The sequence below is a fragment of the Streptomyces sp. JHA26 genome, assembly GCF_002005565.1.
GTDB lineage: Bacteria > Actinomycetota > Actinomycetes > Streptomycetales > Streptomycetaceae > Streptomyces.
In genome coordinates, this window is sequence record NZ_BDJC01000030.1 from 1 (window position 1) to 17,634 (window position 17,634).

The window sequence follows — 17,634 nt, forward strand, 5'->3', positions numbered from 1 at the left end:
ACGCGGCCACAGCCCTTGCCCCAGGGCGCCTTTGGGGCCCCCAAAGGTGTGTTTATGCAGGTGAGAAGCGTGTGGAAGGTGCCTATGATCGGTGTGCCGGCCGCGCGAGGCGCCGTCGGAGCGCAGCCTAAGGAGCCCCGTCGTGAGCACCCCCCAGCAGTCCCGGACCGGCGCCACCCTCGATGTCGACCACAGCGACGCCGACTACCGCGCCTGGCTGAAAGAAGCCGTGCGCAAGGTCCAGGCCGACGCCAACCGGTCGGCCGACACCCACCTGCTCCTGTTCCCGCTGCCGGAACGGTGGGGCATCGACCTCTACCTGAAGGACGAGTCGACCCACCCGACGGGCAGCCTCAAGCACCGGCTCGCCCGCTCGCTCTTCCTGTACGGCCTGTGCAACGGCTGGATCCGGCCTGACCGGCCCGTGATCGAGGCGTCCAGCGGCTCGACGGCCGTCTCCGAGGCGTACTTCGCCTCGCTGATCGGCGTCCCCTTCATCGCGGTGATGCCGCGCACGACCAGCGCCGAGAAGATCCGCCTGATCGAGTTCCAGGGCGGACGGTGCCACTTCGTGGACGACCCGCGCAGGATGTACGAGGAGTCCGCCCGCCTGGCGGCCGAGACCGGCGGCCACTACATGGACCAGTTCACCTACGCGGAACGGGCCACCGACTGGCGCGGCAACAACAACATCGCCGAGTCGATCTTCCGGCAGTTGCGGCTGGAGCGCTTCCCCGAGCCGGCCTGGATCGTCGCCACGGCGGGCACCGGCGGCACCTCCGCGACCCTCGCGCGCTACGTGCACTACATGCAGTACGACACCCGCGTCTGCGTCGCCGACCCGGAGAACTCCTGCTTCTTCGACGGCTGGACCACCGGCGACCCGGACGTCACCTGCGACTGCGGTTCCCGCATCGAGGGCATCGGCCGGCCCCGCATGGAACCGAGCTTCGTGACCGGTGCGATCGACCGCATGATGAAGGTGCCCGACGCGGCGAGCGTCGCCGCCGTACGCGCCCTGGAGCGGGCCATCGGCCGCAAGGCCGGCGGGTCGACGGGCACCGGACTGTGGAGCGCGCTGAAGATCGTCGCCGAGATGGTCGCCGAGGGACGCCGGGGCAGCGTGGTTACGCTGCTGTGCGACCCGGGCGACCGGTACCTCGACAAGTACTACTCGGACGCGTGGCTCGCCGAACAGGGCATGGACATCCGTCCGTACGCCGCCGCGATCGAGTCCCTCCTGCGCACCGGCTCCTGGCCCGCGTGACCGCCGCTACCGCCCGGCCAGACGCCGGTCGAGCGACGTGACCGCGCCCCGGAACGCCCGTCCCAGCGCGGGGCGGGCCAGCTTCAGGGCGAAGCGGAAGGGGGCCGTGCCGTCGGCGGCGAACGTCCACCGCACGCGCGTCCCGGTGCCGGCCGGCGCCAGCCGCCACTCCTCCAGCAGCGCCCGGGCGCCCGGCGCGTCGGTGACGTCCACGCGATAGGCGTACACCTCGGGACGCTCCGCCGCGAGCACCGTCTCCACGAAGCGCGTACCGCCCCGGAGCCGGATCTCGCGTCCTGCTCCCTCGCCGATCGGCCGTGCGGACGTCACCGCGGAGAACCACGCGGTCCAGCCCGGCACGTCCTCGGCGAGCGCGCGGAAGACCGGCTCGGGGGCGGCGGAGATCTCCGCGACGAAGACCAGTCGTACGGGGGCCGACTCGACGAAGTCGAGTCCCACCGGACGCAGACGGCGAACCATGGACGACGACCTCCTGGTGACGAGCCGCGAAGCGGGCGGCCGGTGAAGCGGCCGTCACCCTAGCGGCGGACGCGGCCGCTGTCAGCGGGGCACCGACGGCGCTCGCCGGGCCGGCGGGTCAGTCGCCGTCCGGCTCGCCCGCCACGACCAGCCGCAGATGTTCCGCGATCTCCGCCCGCGCGTCCGCCGGCAGACCGACGTCGGTCACCAGTGTGTCGACCTGGTCCAGCGCCGCGAACGAACTCAGGCCCACCACGCCCCACTTGGTGTGATCGGCGACCACCACGACCCGTCGCGCCGACTGCACCAGCCGCCGGTTGGTCTCCGCCTCCGCGAGATTCGGCGTCGACAGACCGGCCTCGGCCGATATCCCGTGCACGCCCAGGAACAGCACGTCGAAGTGGAGCGCCGCGATCGCCTGGTCGGCGACGGGCCCCACCAGTGAGTCGGAGGGCGTGCGCACACCACCGGTCAGCACCACCGTGGCCGTGCCCTGCCGGGCACCCGAGGTGCGCTGCGCCACGTGGAACACGTCGGCCACCCGCACCGAGTTGGTCACCACGGTGAGATCCGGCACGTCCACCAGCCGGTGCGCCAGCGCGTACGTCGTCGTACCGCCCGACAGCGCGATCGCGGCACCCGGCGCGACCAGCTCGGCCGCCGCCCGCGCGATGTCCTCCTTGGCCGTCGGCTCCAGACCCGACTTGGCCTCGAACCCCGGCTCGTGCGTGCTCGCCTCGACCACCGGCACCGCACCGCCGTGCACCTTCTCCAGCACGCCCTGCCGCGCCAGCGCGTCGAGGTCGCGGCGGACCGTCATGTCCGACACGCCGAGCTTGCGGGTCAGTTCGTTGACCCGGACACCACCGCGGCGGCGCACCTCGTCGAGGATCAGGGCGCGCCGCTGCTCCGCGAGGAGGTTCGGATTCTCACTCACGTACGCTTCGGTCCTTTCGCCGCAAAACCGTCCGACACGCCCAGCCCAGCCGCTCCCGTGAGGAGGCCCTCTCGCTCCGGTGCGCGGACGTCCCATCCTCGCACGCCCCACGGCGGGCCGCGCCACCGGCTGTGGGAGTACACCCGCCACTGACGCCTCGTCCGTCACACGGTTCGAGGAGATTCCGTGCCGAGGGGTGTGCGACGTCCGGGAAGCGGAGATCCTTGTGCCCGCACGGACACGGACACGGCCGACGGCACGTCACGGGGGAGTGCGGACAGTGGAACAGGCGCAGGAACGTGCCGGAGCCGACGGCGGGGGCGACCCCGCCGCCCCCGGCCCGCAGAACCGGGAGACCGGCACCGCCCTGGAACTCCTGGTGCACGGAGTGGGCGGCACGACACCCGCCGAGATGCTGGACGACCCGCGCACCGTGCGGGTCACCGGCGACCACACCGCGGCCGTCTTCCGGCGCACCGAGGACGCCGACGCCGAGTCCCGGCCCGAGGACTACCGGGGCCGGCCGGTGCCCGAGGCCTACGTCTGGTGCAACCTCACCTCCGGCAACGGCACCCGCGCCCTGTGGCTGCTGCTCCTGCCGTTCATGGTGGTCAACCTCGCCCACTGGATGCGGCCCACCGCGCACGGCCGGATCCGGACGGTCCGGCTCTACGGGCTGCTCGTGCGGCTCGCCGGACTGACCCTGACCGTGCTGCTGGTCGCCGCGGCCTGCGAGGTCGCCATCGACCTCGTCGCCTGGCAGTGCGCGGGCACGCGCGCGTGCGCCCGGCGGCACTCCTGGCTGGGCTTCCTGTCGCCGGAGGGCCCGGGCGCCGGGTGGTGGAGCCCACCCGGCCGCAGGCTCGCCCTCGCGGCCGCCGTGCCCGCCGCGCTCACCGGTCTCCTGTGGTACCTGTCCCTGCGCACCTGGCGGGCGTACGAGTCCCGGCAGCCGATGGACCGCGCCGCCGACCTCGAGGAGAGCCCCGGTCACACCGCCCTGAACCGGCCGGGATTCTGGTACGGGCGGCGCCTGGTGGCCCGGCTGCGCGCTGCGCACACCGCGGCGGGCCTGCTGACGGTCGCCGCCGCGGTCTGCGTGCCGGCGGCCCGCTTCGACCGCGCGTCCGGCGGGCCGGCGCTGCTCGACACGCTCGGATGGCTGCTGCAGGGCGCACTGGCCGCCGCCGCGGTCGCGGCGGTGGGCGTCTCCTGTCGCCGGGGCCGCAGCGAGAACCGCCTCGACCGGGAAATCGACCGGCGCGTCGTGCGATGCCTGCCGCTCGCCGCCCTCGCCCTGCTCGTGAGCGCCCTGGTCTACGGCGGCTGGGCCCGCCCGGGCTGGACGTCGGCCGGCCGGCTGCCCGGGGACATGACCTTCGGCGGCATCGCCCTGGTGCAGGGACTGCTGGTGATCGTCCTCGGTGCGGTCGCCCACACGCTGCACCGCGCATCCCCCGACCCGCGCGCCGCGATCCGCGGCCTCGGCGGCCCCGCCGTCGCCATGCTGGCCTGCGCGCTGGGGAGCGTGATGTCCGGTGGGGTGGCGCAGCGGGTCTCGGACTGGCTGGACGGCACCGGCGCCTCCATCGACGGGCCGCCGGTCCTGCTGACCTGGCAGGCGTCGGCCATCCCGCCGCTGCTCCTCGTCGTGCTGCTGCTGTGCGCCGCCCTCGCCCGGCGCACCTGGCGCATCGCCCGGTCGGAGCGGGCCGCCGTCGAGGGCGAGCACCCCGAAGAGGCCGACGACCCGGCCCGCACCCGCGGCATCGCGACCGCGCGCGCCGTGGCCGGCCTCACCGACCGGGGCCCGCTCGTCGTCGGCATCACCTCCGTCGCCACCCTGCTGCTCGGCGCGGCGGCCCTCGTGGGCGCCCTGACGACCGACCAGGTGCCGGCCGACGCCTCCCGCGGGACGTACGCCGTGGTGCACGGAGCCGCGCAGACCGCGCAGGCGCTGGGCTCCTGGCTCATCGGTCTCGGCTTCATACTGTTCGTCACCTGGGGCAGGCGCGCCTACAAGGACGCCTCCGCCCGGCGCACCATCGGCATCCTGTGGGACGTCGGCACCTTCTGGCCGCGCGCCGCCCACCCCTTCGCACCCCCCTGCTACGCCGAGCGCGCGGTGCCCGACCTGACCTGGCGCATGGCGACCTGGACCCGCGCCACCGGAGGGCGCCTCGTCATCTCCGGACATTCGCAGGGCAGCGTCCTCGCCGCCGCCGCGGCCTGGCAACTGGCGCCCGCCGCCCGCAAGAGGGTCGCGCTGCTGACCTACGGCTCACCGCTGGAGCGCCTCTACGGCCGTTGGTTCCCCGCCCACTTCGGACCCGACGCGCTCGGCTCCCTGCACCGGGACGTCGACTGCTGGCGCAACCTCTACCGGCGCACCGACCCCATCGGCGGTCCGATGCGGCTGCCCGGCGACTGCGGACCGGCCGTGGACCGCGCACCCCTCCAGGACCCGCTGACCTACGGCCGCACCGATCTGCACCCGCTGCCCGCACCGATCCTGGGCCACTCCGACTACCAGGCCGACCCGGTCTTCGCCGAGGAACGGCGACGGCTGCTGGCCCGGCTGCGCCCGGAGGTGCCGGCACCGCGCCACACCGGCCGGACACCGCCCGCGCCGGACGCGGACCCGGCCTGACGCCCGCCACCCCGGTGCGCTCCTACCGGGGCGGCTCCGGCAGGTCCTCCTCGTAGAGCAGGCTCAGGTCGTCCGTGCTCGGGTCCGCCAGCTGGGCGACGCGGCTCGCGTGCCGCTCCACCATCGCCTCGAAGGTCTGGCGCGCGGTGCGGCCGTTGCCGAAGGCCGGACCCTTGGGGAGCGCCGCGAAGTACCGCGTCAGCGCCTCCGGCACACCCGGCGCCAGCCGGTACTCGTGCTCCTCGGCCTGCTGCTCCACGATCCGCAGCAACTCCTCGGGCCCGTAGTCGCCGAAGGTGATGGTCCGTGAGAAGCGGGACGCCACCCCGGGATTGACCGAGAGGAACCGCTCCATCTCCGCCGTGTAGCCCGCGACGATCACCACGACCGAGTCCCGCTCGTCCTCCATCAGCTTCACCAGCGTGTCGATGGCCTCCTTGCCGAAGTCCCGGCCCGCGTCCTCGGGGGACAGCGCGTACGCCTCGTCGATGAACAGCACGCCGCCGCGCGCCCGCTGGAACGCCTCCTGGGTGCGGATCGCCGTGGAACCGATGTGCTCGCCGACCAGGTCGACGCGGGACACCTCGACGAGATGGCCCTTCTCCAGTACGCCCAGGGAGGCGAGGATCTCGCCGTACAGCCGGGCGACCGTCGTCTTGCCGGTGCCGGGGGAGCCGGTGAAGACCAGGTGCCGCTTGACCGACGCGGCCTTCAGCCCCGCCTGCTGCCGGCGCCGGCCCACCTCGATCATGTCGGTCAGGGCACGGACCTCCCGCTTGACGCTCTCCAGGCCGACCAGCGCGTCCAGTTCGCCGAGCACGGCCTTCGACGTCCGGGCGGGTTCCGCGGGGCCGGCGGCCGGGACGAGCGGTTCCTGCTCGGTGCTGCGCTGCCCCGGGACCGAGCCGAGCAGACCGCCGGAGGAGTGGCCCACCGTCTCCACGGCCGTCTCCCGCGCCGGGGGAGGCGCCAGACCGCCGCCGCTCTCGTCACTGGCGCAGTCCTCGACGAGCGGCCCCGAGTCGGACGACGCGCCGGGGCCGGCGTCCGCGAACTCGAATCCGCCGCGCGCGCACCGCTCCGTGCGGCACTTGCGCAGCGTCGTGCGGCAGCCGTCGATCACGTGGAAGCCGTAGCCGGCGCTGCCTGTCACCCGGCAGTTCAGGAAGCTGCCGCGCCCGCCCGCCGACACGTAGACGCCGGCCTCGGAGGGGGAGTCGACCGTGCAGCGCTCGATGGTGGGGTCGGCGCCCTTGGTGACGATCACGCCGGTGCGGTTGCCGTCCAGGGTGCAGTTGTTCAGGGTGCCGCCGCTGCCGTGGTCGCGGAACCACGCGCCCGTCGCCGCGTCCCGGATGCGGCAGTCGTCGAGCTGTGCGGTGGCGCCGTCGCTCACCGACACCGCCGTGTTCCGCACCTGGGACAGATCGCTGTCGACGACGTCCACGCGCGAGCCGCGGTCCAGCACGAACAGCGCGTCCGGCACGTCGTGCACCCGGCAGGAGTCGAGCACCGCGGTGGCGCCGTCGCTGACCCAGACCGCCGGGTAGTCGCCCGTGCTGTCGAAGATCTCGCACTGGTTGGCGTCCACGCGCGTGCCCGGGTCCCACACCGACAGGCCGTTGCGCCCGAACTGCCGCACGCTGGTGCGGGTCAGGGTGAGCACGGAACGGGAGCGCAGGTCGACCGCGTTCTCCGGGATGTCGTGGATGCGGCAGTCGGCGAGCGTGAGCACGGCGTCGGTGTCGAGCGTGACGCCGTCGCCGGTGGTGCGGTGTACGTCGCAGTCGGTCAGGTGCGCGGTGGCCCGCCCGGAGACCTGGACGCCGCTGCCCCGCACCTCGTAGATCTCGCACCCCAGCGCCTCCAGCGCGGAGTGCTCACCGGTCGCCGTCAGCCCCGAACCGGCGGCGTGGTGGATCCGGCAGCGCTCCAGCCGGGGGCGTGCGCCGGAGCGCACGGTGACACCCGCCTGGCCGGCCGAGACGACCTCGCACTCCTCGAACACCCCGCCCCCGCCGTCGAGGACGGCGATGCCGATGCCGGCGGGGTTGTCGACGGTGCAACGCCGGACCGTGGGCCGGGCGCTGCCGCGCACCTCGATGCCGGACGCGGACCGCGTGACCACGCGGACGTCCAGCAGCTCCGGGGTGCCCTCCTCGACGAGCACCGCGGGTGCCGCCGCGTCCTGGCCCTCGACGTGCAGGTCCTGGACGACGGCCGAGGCGCGCACCGTCAGCGGCACCCCGTCGACGGGCGCGATGCGCACCGAACCCTGGGCCCCCTCGGGCCCGCGCAGGGTCACCGCACGCTGGACGACGAGATTCTCCCGGTAGGTCCCGGGGGCGACGGTGAGGACGTCACCGTCGGTCGCGGCCTCCAGGGCGGCGGCGAGCGATGCGTACTCCCCCGTGCGGCGCCGCCACCGCGAGGTGCCGGTGTGCGTCACCTGGACCGTGCCCTGTGCCATGGTGTTGCTGTGCCCCCACCTCGTCGTACTGATGGCTCGTTCGCCGCCCTGGACGCCCCGGCCGGGGCGGGACCGCGGCCGTGCCCGGGTCCGGACGCGCACGCGCTCCCGGCACCGGCGCGCACCTGTGGCTTCCTCACGCGCGGGTTGTCGCCGATCGGTTCGGCCGGTCCACCGTAGCGTGCGCGCGGACGGTGGGTTGACCAGAGGCGGAAGCCCGTCAGCTGCCCGTGCCGGTCAGGCCCCAGTCCGGGCCCACCCGGCCCCACTCCTGCTCCCAGCGGTCGTAGCGGCGGCGGACCATGCGCCACACGACGATCCGCCGGATCACCTCGGTCAGGACCGCGGTGGCCAGGGCGGCGCCGATGCCGGCGAGCGCGGCGTGCGTCGTGGCGGTGGAGGAGTCCAGCGGGCGGGCCACCGGCCGGCCCCGCCCGTCGGTCCATATCCGGAAGTGGTCGCCGCTGTGCGGGTCCCGCAGGCCCGTGAGGACGGGACCGCGGTGCTCGGAGCCGTCCGGCGCTTCCCACCGGGCGAGGACACGACTGCGCAGGTTCCCGGCCGAGACGCCCTCCGGATCGACGTCCAGCGGGGAGCGCTTCAGCTCGCGGACGACGGAGGCGGTCACCTGGTGGCGGGACTCGCGCTGGGCGCGGACCGACCGCTGGAGGGTGTCCTGCGCCGCCCCTCCGACGAGCACGCCGACCAGGGGCGCGACGGAGAGGATCAGCAGCAGGCCCGCCAGGGCGACCCAGGCCTCGACCAGGTCGGTGGTGCGGCGCAGCGGATTGTGCCGCCAGCGCCAGAGTCCCCTGATCGCCCGCACTGCCCGGCCCCCTTCCCGCTCCTGCCGCCCCCGGTCGATCCGTCCGTCCCCGAGCCGGTCCGGGCGGGCGGCGCGTCTCGCGCCGGCGTCCTCGGCCGTCTCTTCCCACCTGTCTCTCATACGAGCCAACGCACGTTCCGGTGACCGGGTTCCCGGTCACCGGAACGTGGGCGCGTCGCGTGCGTCACCCGACGATCCGCACCGGGTCGCCGACCCGGACCGTGCCGGGACCGAGGGGCACGAGGTTCTGCCCGAAGACCAGCTTGCGGCCGATGCGGCGGTGCCGCCCGAGGCTGTGCAGGGGCTCCCTGCCGCGCAGGGCGGTGTCCTGGTCGGTGGTCGTCACCACGCAGCGTCCGGACGGTTTGGCGACGCGGAAGCCGACCTCGCCGACGGCGATGCGCGACCAGCCGTCCTCCGCCCACGCGTCGGTGCCGGTGACGACCAGGTTCGGCCGGAAGCGGTTCATGGGCAGCGGGCCCTCCGCCGCGTGCTCCCCCTGTGCGATCAGGGAGTTGAGGGCGTCGAGGGACGCCGTCGTCGTGAGCAGCAGCGGGAAGCCGTCGGCGAAGGAGACGGTCTCGCCCGGCAGCGCGTACGCGGGGTCGACGGGCCGGCGGGTGGCGGGATCGTCCAGGTGCACCAGCCGTACGCCCGCCCCGAGATGGGCGCTGCACCAGGCGTGCGCGGCGTCCCCCTGCGCCGGGACCGCCTCGACCTTGTCGCCGAAGAGCCGCACCGGGATCGTGTCCACCGCGTGCGGTACCGGGACCGTCAGCGGACGGCGGCCGGGCGCGGACAGCCGGATGCCGCCGCCGGGCAGGAGCTCGGCGGCGGCCAGGGCGAGGCGCGGCTGCTCGCGCTGCGTGACGACCCTTCCCCCGTCGTCGACCAGCATCCAGCGGCGGTCTCCGGCCAGCCCCCAGGGCTCCACGACGGCCTCCCGGGGCGCGAGGCCCCGGAACGCCTTGACCGGATGGACGTGAATCGACTGCAGTCGCGCGTTCCCCATGGAGTCATGGTGCCAGGCGGCGTCGGCACCCGGGGGAGACGGCTCAGTAGCCGCGGTACTGCTGGTTGTTGTACGGGTCCTGATAGGGAGCCGGGGCGGGCCGCGGCGCCGCTGGGCGCATCGCCTCGTACCCCGCGGGGCCGGGCGCGACCGGGCGGGGCTGCTGAGGCTGCTGGGGGCCGGGGTATCCGCGCGGGGCGCTCGCCTGCTGCGGGATGTACGCGGTGGGCGCCTGCTGCGGGACGTACGCGGCGCTCGCCTGCTGCAGCGGCGCGGGCTGCTGCATCTGCTGCGGATAACCGTAGGAGGGCTGGGAAGGGGCCGCCGGGAGGGCGGGCAGGGCCGACGGGAGCGCCGGCAGGTGGCTGCCCGGCGCGTCGTACTCGGCCGGAACCCGGATCGGGGCGATCTGCGGGGTACCGCGCTCGGCGACGAGCGAGTCGTAGATCGGGGTGTCCGGGAAGGAGGCGGAATAGTAGCCGCCACCATAAGTGGAGCGGGGGGAGGTCATGGCACATAAGTTAAGCCCACGATGTGCTGGTTGGGGAGACCGATAAGAGGGTTGTTTTCCGTGCTCGCGGTGACCTGAGATCCCCAATCAGAGTGAAAGCGACAAAAAGGGGCGGCGCGGGACGCGATCTTGGTGTAAAGGCCGAGTTCCGGGCGGGTTACCGGCGGTTGGCCGGTGGCCTCCGCGCACTCCTCGTGGGCGGTGCGTGGGAAGGGGAATAGGTTGGGCACGGAAGACTTGGCGCACCGCCGGGACACGGCCCGGCGCGGTGACACGTGATGGGGGCAGGCATGTCCATGCCGAAGGGCTCGAACACTCCGGTGCCGGCCACGGCGCTGCGGGTCGAACTGGGCTGGCGGTCCGGCCCCGGCGTGCCCGACGCGGACGCCTCGGCGCTGCTCCTGGTGGCGGGAAAGGTCCGTTCCGACGCGGACTTCGTCTTCTACAACCAGCCGGCGCACTCCTCCGGCGCGGTCCGGCACGAGGGCAAGCGGGACGCCGGCGGCAGGGTGACCGACAGCCTGCTGGTCGACCTCGCGCGCGTGGAGCCCGCCATCGAGACGGTGATCGTCGCCGCCTCCTCGGACGGCGGGTCGTTCGGCCGGGTCCCCGACCTGTACATCGAGGTGCGGGACGCGGCGCGGAACACCGTCGTCGCCCGCTTCGACAACCCCGGCGCCACGGTCGAGACGGCGTTCGTGCTCGGCGAGTTCTACCGCCGGCAGGGCGCCTGGAAGTTCCGGGCCGTCGGTCAGGGCTACGACAGCGGTCTCGAGGGCCTGGCCACCGACTACGGCATCACGGTGGACGAGCCGCAACAGGCCCCGGCGGCCCTCACGCCACCGTCCCCGGCCACCGTGCCGCCCCCCGCCCCGGCCACCGTGCCGCCCCCGCCCACGACGCGGCCCGCGGGCACCCCGCCGCCCCCCGCGACGGCGCCCTCCGCCGAACCGGTCCGCCTGACCAAGGTCACGCTCACCAAGGCCGCGCCCTCCGTCTCCCTCACCAAACAGGGCGGCACCTCGGGCGCCATGCGCGTGAACCTCAACTGGCAGGTGCGCAAGCAGTTCTCCGGCTGGGCCCGCAAGCTGGGCCGCCCGGTCGCCATGCACGACGACCTCGACCTCGACCTGTGCTGCCTGTACGAACTCGGCGACGGCCGCAAGGGCGTCGTCCAGGCCCTCGGCAACGCCTTCGGCGCGCTGCACCAGCCGCCGTTCATCCTCCTCGACGGCGACGACCGCACCGGTGCCGTGTCGACCGGCGAGAACCTCACCATCAGCCTCGACCACCAGAAGCACTTCCGGCGCATCCTCGTCTTCGTCACCATCTACGAGGGGGCGCGCTCCTTCGCCGACCTGCACGCCACGGTCACCCTCCAGCCGCAGCACGGAGCGCCGATCGACTTCTCGCTCGACGAGTGCACGGTGCCCTCGACGGTGTGCGCCCTCGCCCTGATCACCAACACCGGCGACGACCTCGTCGTCCAGCGCGAGGCCCGCTACCTGGTGCCCGAGCGCGGTGTGAGCCCGCAGCGGACGGTCGACCACGCCTACGGGTGGGGGATGAACTGGACCCCGGGCCGCAAGTGAACCCTCCCGGCACGGGCGCTCAGCCCTCGTCGGGCAGGGCGCCCGGACGGGTGTAGGTGCGGCCCTTCCAGGCCGCGCCGCGCCCCCGGTAGTGCTGCACCGCGGAGTCGACCGTCATCAGGAGGTACAGGAACGCGGTGAACGGCAGCAGCGGGGCGAGCCACGGCGGCTGCCGGTAGTACCGCAGCATCGGCACGTACGTCCCCGCCATCACCAGCCATGCGGCGGCTCCGCACACCGCCGCCGCCGTACTGCCGGCCACCGCGCCCGAGACCGCCGCCGCCGGCGGCACCAGGTACACCAGCGCCAGGCCGGCGACCGTGCCGGCGAGCAGCAGCGGGTTGTGCCGCAACTGGGCGTAGGCGCTGCGCGAGACCATCCGCCACAGATCGTGCAGCCGCGGGTAGGGGCGCACGCTGTCCACCCCGTCGGCCAGCCCCAGCCACACCCGGCCACCACTGCCCTTGACCGCCCGGGCGAGGGCCACGTCGTCGATCACCGCGTGCCGGATGGCGTCCGGGATCCGCGCCCGCTCGGCGGCGCCGGTGCGCAGCAGCACGCAGCCGCCCGCCGCCGCCGCGGTCCGCGTCCCCTTCTTCCCGGCACGGACCTTGCCGATGCGCCGGAACGGGTACAGCTGCGCGAAGAAGTAGACGAAGGCCGGCACCACGAGCCGCTCCCACGCGCTCTCGACCCGCAGGCGGGCCATCTGGGAGACGACGTCGAACCCGCCGGTGCGGGCCGCGGCCACCAGCTGCCGCAGGCTGTCCGGCGCGTGGGCGATGTCGGCGTCCGTCAGCAGCAGGTACTCGGGGTCACGCGCGCGTGCCAGGGCGATGCCGTGCCGCACCGCCCAGAGCTTGCCCGTCCAGCCCGCCGGCGGCTCCCCGGGCGAGGCCACGGTGAGCGGCAGGCCCTCCTGGCGCCGGGCCAGGTCGCGTGCCAGGCCACCGGTGCCGTCCGTGCTGCCGTCGTCGATCAGGAAGACCTCCGCCCGCCCCGGATAGTCCTGGGCGAGCAGCGACGGCAGGCTCGCCGGCAGGACCGCCGCCTCGTCGCGCGCCGGCACGACGACACACACGGGCGGCCACGCGTCCGGTTCCTCGCGGTCGGGCAGTCTGACGTCCGTGCGCCAGAAGAAGCCCTGGGCGAGCAGCAGCCACAGCCAGGCGGCGAGGGACAGGGCGGATACGACGGTCACGACGGAAGTCCACGCATCGGCGCTCACGTGCGCAGTCTGCCCCACGACGCGGCGCGCGGAGGCCCATCGTCTATCGTGGCCTGGTGAAGATCGCGCTCATGGACTCCGGAATCGGTCTGCTGGCGGCCACCGCAGCGGTACGGCGCCTGCGGCCGGACGCCGATCTCATCCTCTCCCTGGACCCCGACGGCATGCCCTGGGGCCCGCGGACCCCGGAGGACCTCACCGGCCGGGCCCTGGCCGTCGCCGAGGCCGCCGCCGCGCACCGGCCGGAGGCCCTGATCGTCGGCTGCAACACCGCCACCGTGCACGCGCTGCCCGCGCTGCGGGCCCGCTTCGAACCCGGCCTGCCGGTCATCGGCACCGTTCCGGCGATCAAGCCCGCCGCGGCCGGCGGCGGACGCGTGGCGATCTGGGCGACACCCGCCACCACCGGCAGCCCCTACCAGCGCGGACTCATCGAGGAGTTCGCCGTCGGCACGCCCGTCACCGAGGTGCCGTGCCACGGTCTCGCCGAAGCCGTGGAGCACGCGGACGAGACGGCGATCACCGCCGCCGTGGCCGCCGCCGCCGCGCTGACGCCCGCGGACGTGACGACCGTCGTCCTGGGCTGCACCCACTACGAACTGGTCGCCGAACGCATCCGTGCCGCCGTGCAGCGCCCCGGCTCCCCGCACCTCGTCCTGCACGGCTCCGCCGGCGCGGTCGCCGCGCAGGCGCTGCGCCGGATCGGCGCCCGGCCCGACCCCGGGGCACCCGCCGCCGGCACCCTCACCGTGCTGCTGAGCGGACGCGAGGGCGCCCTGCCCGCGGCCGCGGCGGCCTACGAGGAGGGCCGGCTGCTGCGCACGGCCGCGCCCGCCCGCTGACCGGGGGCCGCACGCCCGCTCGGCCCAGTCACCCTGCGCGACGAAGTACCCGCGCAGCGAAACATGAGTAACCTCGTATCCATGAGGCATCGCCCCGGCGAGAGCACCCCCGCAGCCGCCGTCTGGACCGGACGCGCCACCAACCGCGTCCAGTGGTTCCTGGCGCTCATCGGCGTCGCCTGCGTGGCGCTCGGCATCGCGCTGGCCGTCGACTCGGCCTGGGAGTCCGGCATCGCCCCGTTGACCATGGCCGTCGTCGGCTGCATCGCGGCCGGACTGCTCGTGCTCTTCGGCACGCTGGCGTTCGTGCACGTCGCGCTGAGGGTCGACGAGGAGTGCCTCGAGGTGCGCTGCGGCCATATCGGCGTGCCCCGCCGGCGCATCCCCCTCTCGCACGTCGTGGGCGCCGAGTTCACCCCGCACGTCACCCCGCGGCACTGGGGCGGCTGGGGCTACCGCTGGCGGCCGGAGAAGGGCACCGCCGTCGTCGTACGGCGCGGCGAGGGCCTGGTCCTGCGGCTGGGGGACGGCCACACCTTCACCATCACCGTGGACGACGCGGAAGCGGCCGTCCAGGTCATCAAGGACCGCCTCCGTCCGAAGGCCCCGGGCCCGGCGCACTGAGACCGCCGCACCCGCCCCGGCGGCCGCGGCACACCCGGTTCCCGCCGGTACCCCTGCACGACGGCGCGCTCCGCGGCCGCGGACCCCACCGCCCCTCGAACCGTGCTGTCGGCGGCGAAGTCACGCGCCGTACACTCCGGGGGGTGACCGTCACCGCAACCACCGTCGGCGAGCCGGACCGGCTGAAGCCGCAGGACGCACCCGCCTCGCGCCTCGCCGCGCGGCTCACGCGCCCGTTCCCGGCCGCCGCAGCCGCGCTCTCCGGAGTACTGCTCTACGTCAGCTTCCCGCCGCGCACCCTGTGGTGGCTGGCCCTGCCCGCCTTCGCCGTCCTCGGCGCGGTGCTGCGCGGCCGGAGCTGGAAGGCGGGCCTCGGCCTCGGTTACCTGTTCGGTCTCGGTTTCCTGCTGCCCCTGCTGGTGTGGACCGGTGTGGAGGTCGGCCCCGGCCCCTGGCTCGCCCTGGTCGTGATCGAGGCGGTCTTCGTCGCACTGGTCGGTGCGGGCGTCGCCGCGGTGTCGAGGCTCCCGGCCTGGCCGGTGTGGGCGGCGGCGGTGTGGATCGCCGGAGAGGCCGCACGCGCGCGCGTGCCCTTCCACGGCTTCCCCTGGGGGAAGATCGCTTTCGGACAGGCGGACGGCGTCTTCCTGCCGCTCGCCGCGGTCGGCGGCACACCGGTGCTCGGCTTCGCGGTCGTCCTGTGCGGCTTCGGCCTCGCCGAGACCGCCCGTCTGGCCGTCGGGGCACGCCGCACCGGCACGGTACGACGGGGCGCGGCGGCAGCGGCCCTGCTCGGCGTGGTCGTCCCCGTCGTGGGCGCCTTGGCCGCCCGGCCGCTGGTCACCGACGAGGCGGAGGACGGCACCGCGACCGTCGCCGTCGTCCAGGGCAACGTGCCCCGCGCCGGGCTCGACTTCAACGCCCAGCGCCGGGCCGTGCTCGACCACCACGCGCGCGAGACGGAACGCCTGGCCGCGCAGGTCGAGGCCGGCGAGGTCGACCGCCCCGACTTCGTGCTCTGGCCGGAGAACTCCTCCGACATCGACCCCTTCGCCAACGCCGACGCGCGCTACGTCATCGACCGGGCCGCCAAGGCGATCGGGGTGCCCGTCTCGGTCGGCGGCGTCGTCGAACGCGACGGCAGGCTGCTCAACGAGCAGATCCTGTGGGACCCGGAGAAGGGCCCCGTCGACACCTACGACAAACGGCAGATCCAGCCCTTCGGCGAGTACCTGCCGCTGCGCTCGATGATCGGGGCGATCAACGACGAGTGGACCTCCATGGTCAGCCGGGACTTCAGCCGCGGCACCGAGCCCGGCGTCTTCACCATGGCCGGCACCCGGGTCGGCCTCGTCACCTGCTACGAGGCCGCCTTCGACTGGGCCGTGCGCTCCGAGGTCACCGACGGCGCCCAGATGATCTCCGTGCCCAGCAACAACGCGACGTTCGACCGCAGCGAGATGACCTACCAGCAGCTCGCCATGTCCCGCATCCGCGCCGTCGAGCACAGCCGGACCGTCACCGTGCCGGTGACCAGCGGCGTCAGCGCCATCATCATGCCGGACGGCCGGATCACCCAGAAGACCGGCATGTTCGTGGCGGACTCCCTGGTCCAGGAGGTGCCGCTGCGCTCCTCCGAGACCCCCGCCACCCGGTGGGGCGTGTGGCCGGAGATCGCCCTCGTGCTCGTCGCGGCCGGCGGGCTCGGCCGGGTCGTCGGCGCCGGTGTGCGCGGGCGGCGCGCCCGTGGCGTGTGACCGTCCGCCCGCCCCTTGCCCCGGTACACCCCCGAGAACGGCCCGCCCGGCCCGTTAGGGTCGGGCGCATGCCTACTCCCGACTTCATCCGCGACCTGCGCGCCTCGGCCGGACACCAGCTGCTGTGGCTCCCCGGAGTCACCGCCGTCGTCCTCGACGAGGAGGGGAGGGTGCTGCTGGGCCGGCGGGCCGACAACCGGCGCTGGTCGCTGATCGGCGGCATCCCTGAGCCCGGTGAGCAGCCCGCCGCCTGCGCCGTGCGCGAGGTGGAGGAGGAGACCGCCGTCCGGTGCGTCGTCGAGCGGCTGGTCCTCGTCCAGGCGCTCGACCCGGTCACCTACCAGAACGGCGACGTCTGTCAGTTCATGGACGTCACCTTCCGCTGCCGGGCCGTCGCGGGCGAGGCCCGCGTCAACGACGACGAGTCGCTGGACGTGGGCTGGTTCGCGGTGGACGCCCTGCCGGACCTCGGGGAGTTCGGGCGGTTCCGGATCAAGCAGGCACTGTCCGACGCACCCACATGGTTCGACCCCACTGGTTCTGTCTGAACTATGGGGCGTGCCCACATGGGGTGGGGGAGAGGCCCTGCCTAGGGTCGGGACATGACCTCGCCCAGTGTCCCCCCGGCCCCCCACGCCTCCCCGCTCGACCTCGGCGGCCGCACCGCCCTCGTCACCGGCGCCGCCGGCGGCATCGGCCGCGCCTGCGCGCTGCGACTCGCCGCCGCCGGGGCCAAGGTCAGAGCGGTCGACCGGGACGCCACGGGACTGGAAGCGCTCACCGAGCTGGCCGTGGACCTCACGGGCACGGTCGAACCGCACGTCCTGGACCTGACCGATCTGGACGCCGCCGAGCACGCGGCCGCCGGCACCGACGTCCTCGTCAACAACGCCGGGCTGCAGATGGTGCGACCCCTGGAGGAATTCCCGCCGGACGTCTTCCACACGGTGCTCACCGTCATGCTGGAGGCTCCCTTCCGGCTGATCCGCGGCGCCCTGCCCCACATGTACGGGCAGGGCTGGGGCCGCATCGTGAACATCTCCTCCGTGCACGGACTGCGCGCCTCCGCCTACAAGGCGGCCTACGTGTCCGCCAAGCACGGACTGGAGGGCCTGTCCAAGACCGCCGCCCTGGAGGGGGCCGCCCACGGCGTCACCTCCAACTGCGTGAACCCCGCCTACGTACGCACCCCGCTGGTGGAGAAGCAGATCACCGACCAGGCCCGGGCGCACGGCATCCCCGAGGAACAGGTGCTGTCCGACGTGCTGCTGCGCGACAGCGCGCTGCGGCGGCTCATCGAACCGGAGGAGGTCGCCGAGGCCGTGGCGTACCTGTGCGGCCCGCAGGCGTCCTTCGTCACCGGCACCTCCCTCGTCCTGGACGGCGGCTGGACCGCGCACTGACCGGGGCGACGACGCACGTTCCGAGCAGCGCGATG

At 74.2% G+C, this 17,634-nt stretch carries 15 protein-coding genes; 8 read left to right on the forward strand and 7 right to left on the reverse strand.

Annotated elements, in window-relative coordinates; all coding sequences use genetic code 11:
• The first annotated feature begins 142 nt into the window (after positions 1-142).
• The gene (locus JHAT_RS19250; protein WP_077799454.1) at positions 143-1,267 is read left to right on the forward strand and encodes a PLP-dependent cysteine synthase family protein; all 1,125 of its coding nucleotides are present in this window, start codon (positions 143-145) and stop codon (positions 1,265-1,267) included.
• A gap of 6 nt (positions 1,268-1,273) precedes the next feature.
• Here the strand turns inward: JHAT_RS19250 and JHAT_RS19255 are convergent, their stop codons facing one another.
• Together JHAT_RS19255 and JHAT_RS19260 are read right to left on the reverse strand one after the other, a co-directional pair.
• A complete protein-coding gene (locus JHAT_RS19255; protein WP_077799455.1) occupies positions 1,274-1,747 on the reverse strand; it encodes an SRPBCC family protein in 474 nt (157 codons plus the stop codon).
• 118 nt (positions 1,748-1,865) lie between these two features.
• Positions 1,866-2,684: a DeoR/GlpR family DNA-binding transcription regulator gene (locus tag JHAT_RS19260; RefSeq protein WP_077799456.1), complete on the reverse strand. Its 819-nt coding sequence runs from the start codon at positions 2,682-2,684 to the stop codon at positions 1,866-1,868.
• A 280-nt stretch (positions 2,685-2,964) separates the two neighbouring features.
• Between JHAT_RS19260 and JHAT_RS19265 the strand changes: the two genes are divergently transcribed.
• Entirely contained in the window at positions 2,965-5,334 is a 2,370-nt protein-coding gene (locus JHAT_RS19265; protein WP_077799457.1) for a hypothetical protein, read from the forward strand.
• 22 nt (positions 5,335-5,356) lie between these two features.
• On the opposite strand, the gene JHAT_RS19270 is transcribed toward JHAT_RS19265, so the two are convergent.
• From JHAT_RS19270 to JHAT_RS19285, 4 genes are all read right to left on the reverse strand, one after another.
• The gene (locus JHAT_RS19270) at positions 5,357-7,804 is read right to left on the reverse strand and encodes a right-handed parallel beta-helix repeat-containing protein (protein ID WP_171990972.1); all 2,448 of its coding nucleotides are present in this window, start codon (positions 7,802-7,804) and stop codon (positions 5,357-5,359) included.
• Positions 7,805-8,024: 220 nt separating this feature from the next.
• Positions 8,025-8,630, reverse strand: coding sequence for a hypothetical protein (locus JHAT_RS19275; protein ID WP_077799458.1), 606 nt, complete (start codon positions 8,628-8,630; stop codon positions 8,025-8,027).
• A 184-nt stretch (positions 8,631-8,814) separates the two neighbouring features.
• Positions 8,815-9,642 (reverse strand): MOSC domain-containing protein, encoded by an 828-nt coding sequence (locus tag JHAT_RS19280; protein ID WP_077799459.1) that lies wholly within the window; start codon positions 9,640-9,642, stop codon positions 8,815-8,817.
• 43 nt (positions 9,643-9,685) lie between these two features.
• Positions 9,686-10,153: a DUF6643 family protein gene (locus JHAT_RS19285; RefSeq protein ID WP_077799460.1), complete on the reverse strand. Its 468-nt coding sequence runs from the start codon at positions 10,151-10,153 to the stop codon at positions 9,686-9,688.
• A 296-nt stretch (positions 10,154-10,449) separates the two neighbouring features.
• Here JHAT_RS19285 and JHAT_RS19290 point away from each other — a divergent pair, with 296 nt between their 5' ends.
• Complete coding sequence (locus tag JHAT_RS19290; protein ID WP_077799507.1) at positions 10,450-11,745, forward strand: TerD family protein; 1,296 nt, start codon at positions 10,450-10,452, stop codon at positions 11,743-11,745.
• Between the two features lie 19 nt (positions 11,746-11,764).
• Here JHAT_RS19290 and JHAT_RS19295 read toward each other — a convergent pair whose 3' ends face one another.
• Entirely contained in the window at positions 11,765-12,991 is a 1,227-nt protein-coding gene (locus JHAT_RS19295) for a glycosyltransferase (protein ID WP_171990973.1), read from the reverse strand.
• A 38-nt stretch (positions 12,992-13,029) separates the two neighbouring features.
• Here JHAT_RS19295 and JHAT_RS19300 point away from each other — a divergent pair, with 38 nt between their 5' ends.
• The 5 genes from JHAT_RS19300 to JHAT_RS19320 all read left to right on the forward strand — a co-directional run bounded on the left by JHAT_RS19300 (position 13,030) and on the right by JHAT_RS19320 (position 17,599).
• Positions 13,030-13,815 carry a glutamate racemase gene (locus JHAT_RS19300; RefSeq protein ID WP_077799462.1) on the forward strand — a complete coding sequence of 262 codons (786 nt, stop codon included), beginning with the start codon at positions 13,030-13,032 and terminating at the stop codon, positions 13,813-13,815.
• Positions 13,816-13,896: 81 nt separating this feature from the next.
• Positions 13,897-14,439: a hypothetical protein gene (locus tag JHAT_RS19305; protein WP_077799463.1), complete on the forward strand. Its 543-nt coding sequence runs from the start codon at positions 13,897-13,899 to the stop codon at positions 14,437-14,439.
• Between the two features lie 143 nt (positions 14,440-14,582).
• Positions 14,583-16,196 (forward strand): apolipoprotein N-acyltransferase, encoded by a 1,614-nt coding sequence (gene lnt / locus JHAT_RS19310; protein WP_077799464.1) that lies wholly within the window; start codon positions 14,583-14,585, stop codon positions 16,194-16,196.
• A 68-nt stretch (positions 16,197-16,264) separates the two neighbouring features.
• Positions 16,265-16,744 (forward strand): NUDIX domain-containing protein, encoded by a 480-nt coding sequence (locus tag JHAT_RS19315; RefSeq protein ID WP_077799465.1) that lies wholly within the window; start codon positions 16,265-16,267, stop codon positions 16,742-16,744.
• A gap of 54 nt (positions 16,745-16,798) precedes the next feature.
• The gene (locus JHAT_RS19320) at positions 16,799-17,599 is read left to right on the forward strand and encodes a 3-hydroxybutyrate dehydrogenase (protein ID WP_077799466.1); all 801 of its coding nucleotides are present in this window, start codon (positions 16,799-16,801) and stop codon (positions 17,597-17,599) included.
• Positions 17,600-17,634 lie beyond the last annotated feature (35 nt).

Coding starts and splice junctions, on each gene's coding strand:
- JHAT_RS19255 (WP_077799455.1), bottom strand. CDS start 1,747: ATGGTTCGCCGTCTGCGTCCGGTGGGACTCGACTTCGTCGAGTCGGCC.
- JHAT_RS19270 (WP_171990972.1), bottom strand. CDS start 7,804: ATGGCACAGGGCACGGTCCAGGTGACGCACACCGGCACCTCGCGGTGG.
- JHAT_RS19280 (WP_077799459.1), bottom strand. CDS start 9,642: ATGGGGAACGCGCGACTGCAGTCGATTCACGTCCATCCGGTCAAGGCG.
- JHAT_RS19285 (WP_077799460.1), bottom strand. CDS start 10,153: ATGACCTCCCCCCGCTCCACTTATGGTGGCGGCTACTATTCCGCCTCC.
- JHAT_RS19290 (WP_077799507.1), top strand. CDS start 10,450: ATGCCGAAGGGCTCGAACACTCCGGTGCCGGCCACGGCGCTGCGGGTC.
- JHAT_RS19305 (WP_077799463.1), top strand. CDS start 13,897: ATGAGGCATCGCCCCGGCGAGAGCACCCCCGCAGCCGCCGTCTGGACC.
- JHAT_RS19315 (WP_077799465.1), top strand. CDS start 16,265: ATGCCTACTCCCGACTTCATCCGCGACCTGCGCGCCTCGGCCGGACAC.
- JHAT_RS19320 (WP_077799466.1), top strand. CDS start 16,799: ATGACCTCGCCCAGTGTCCCCCCGGCCCCCCACGCCTCCCCGCTCGAC.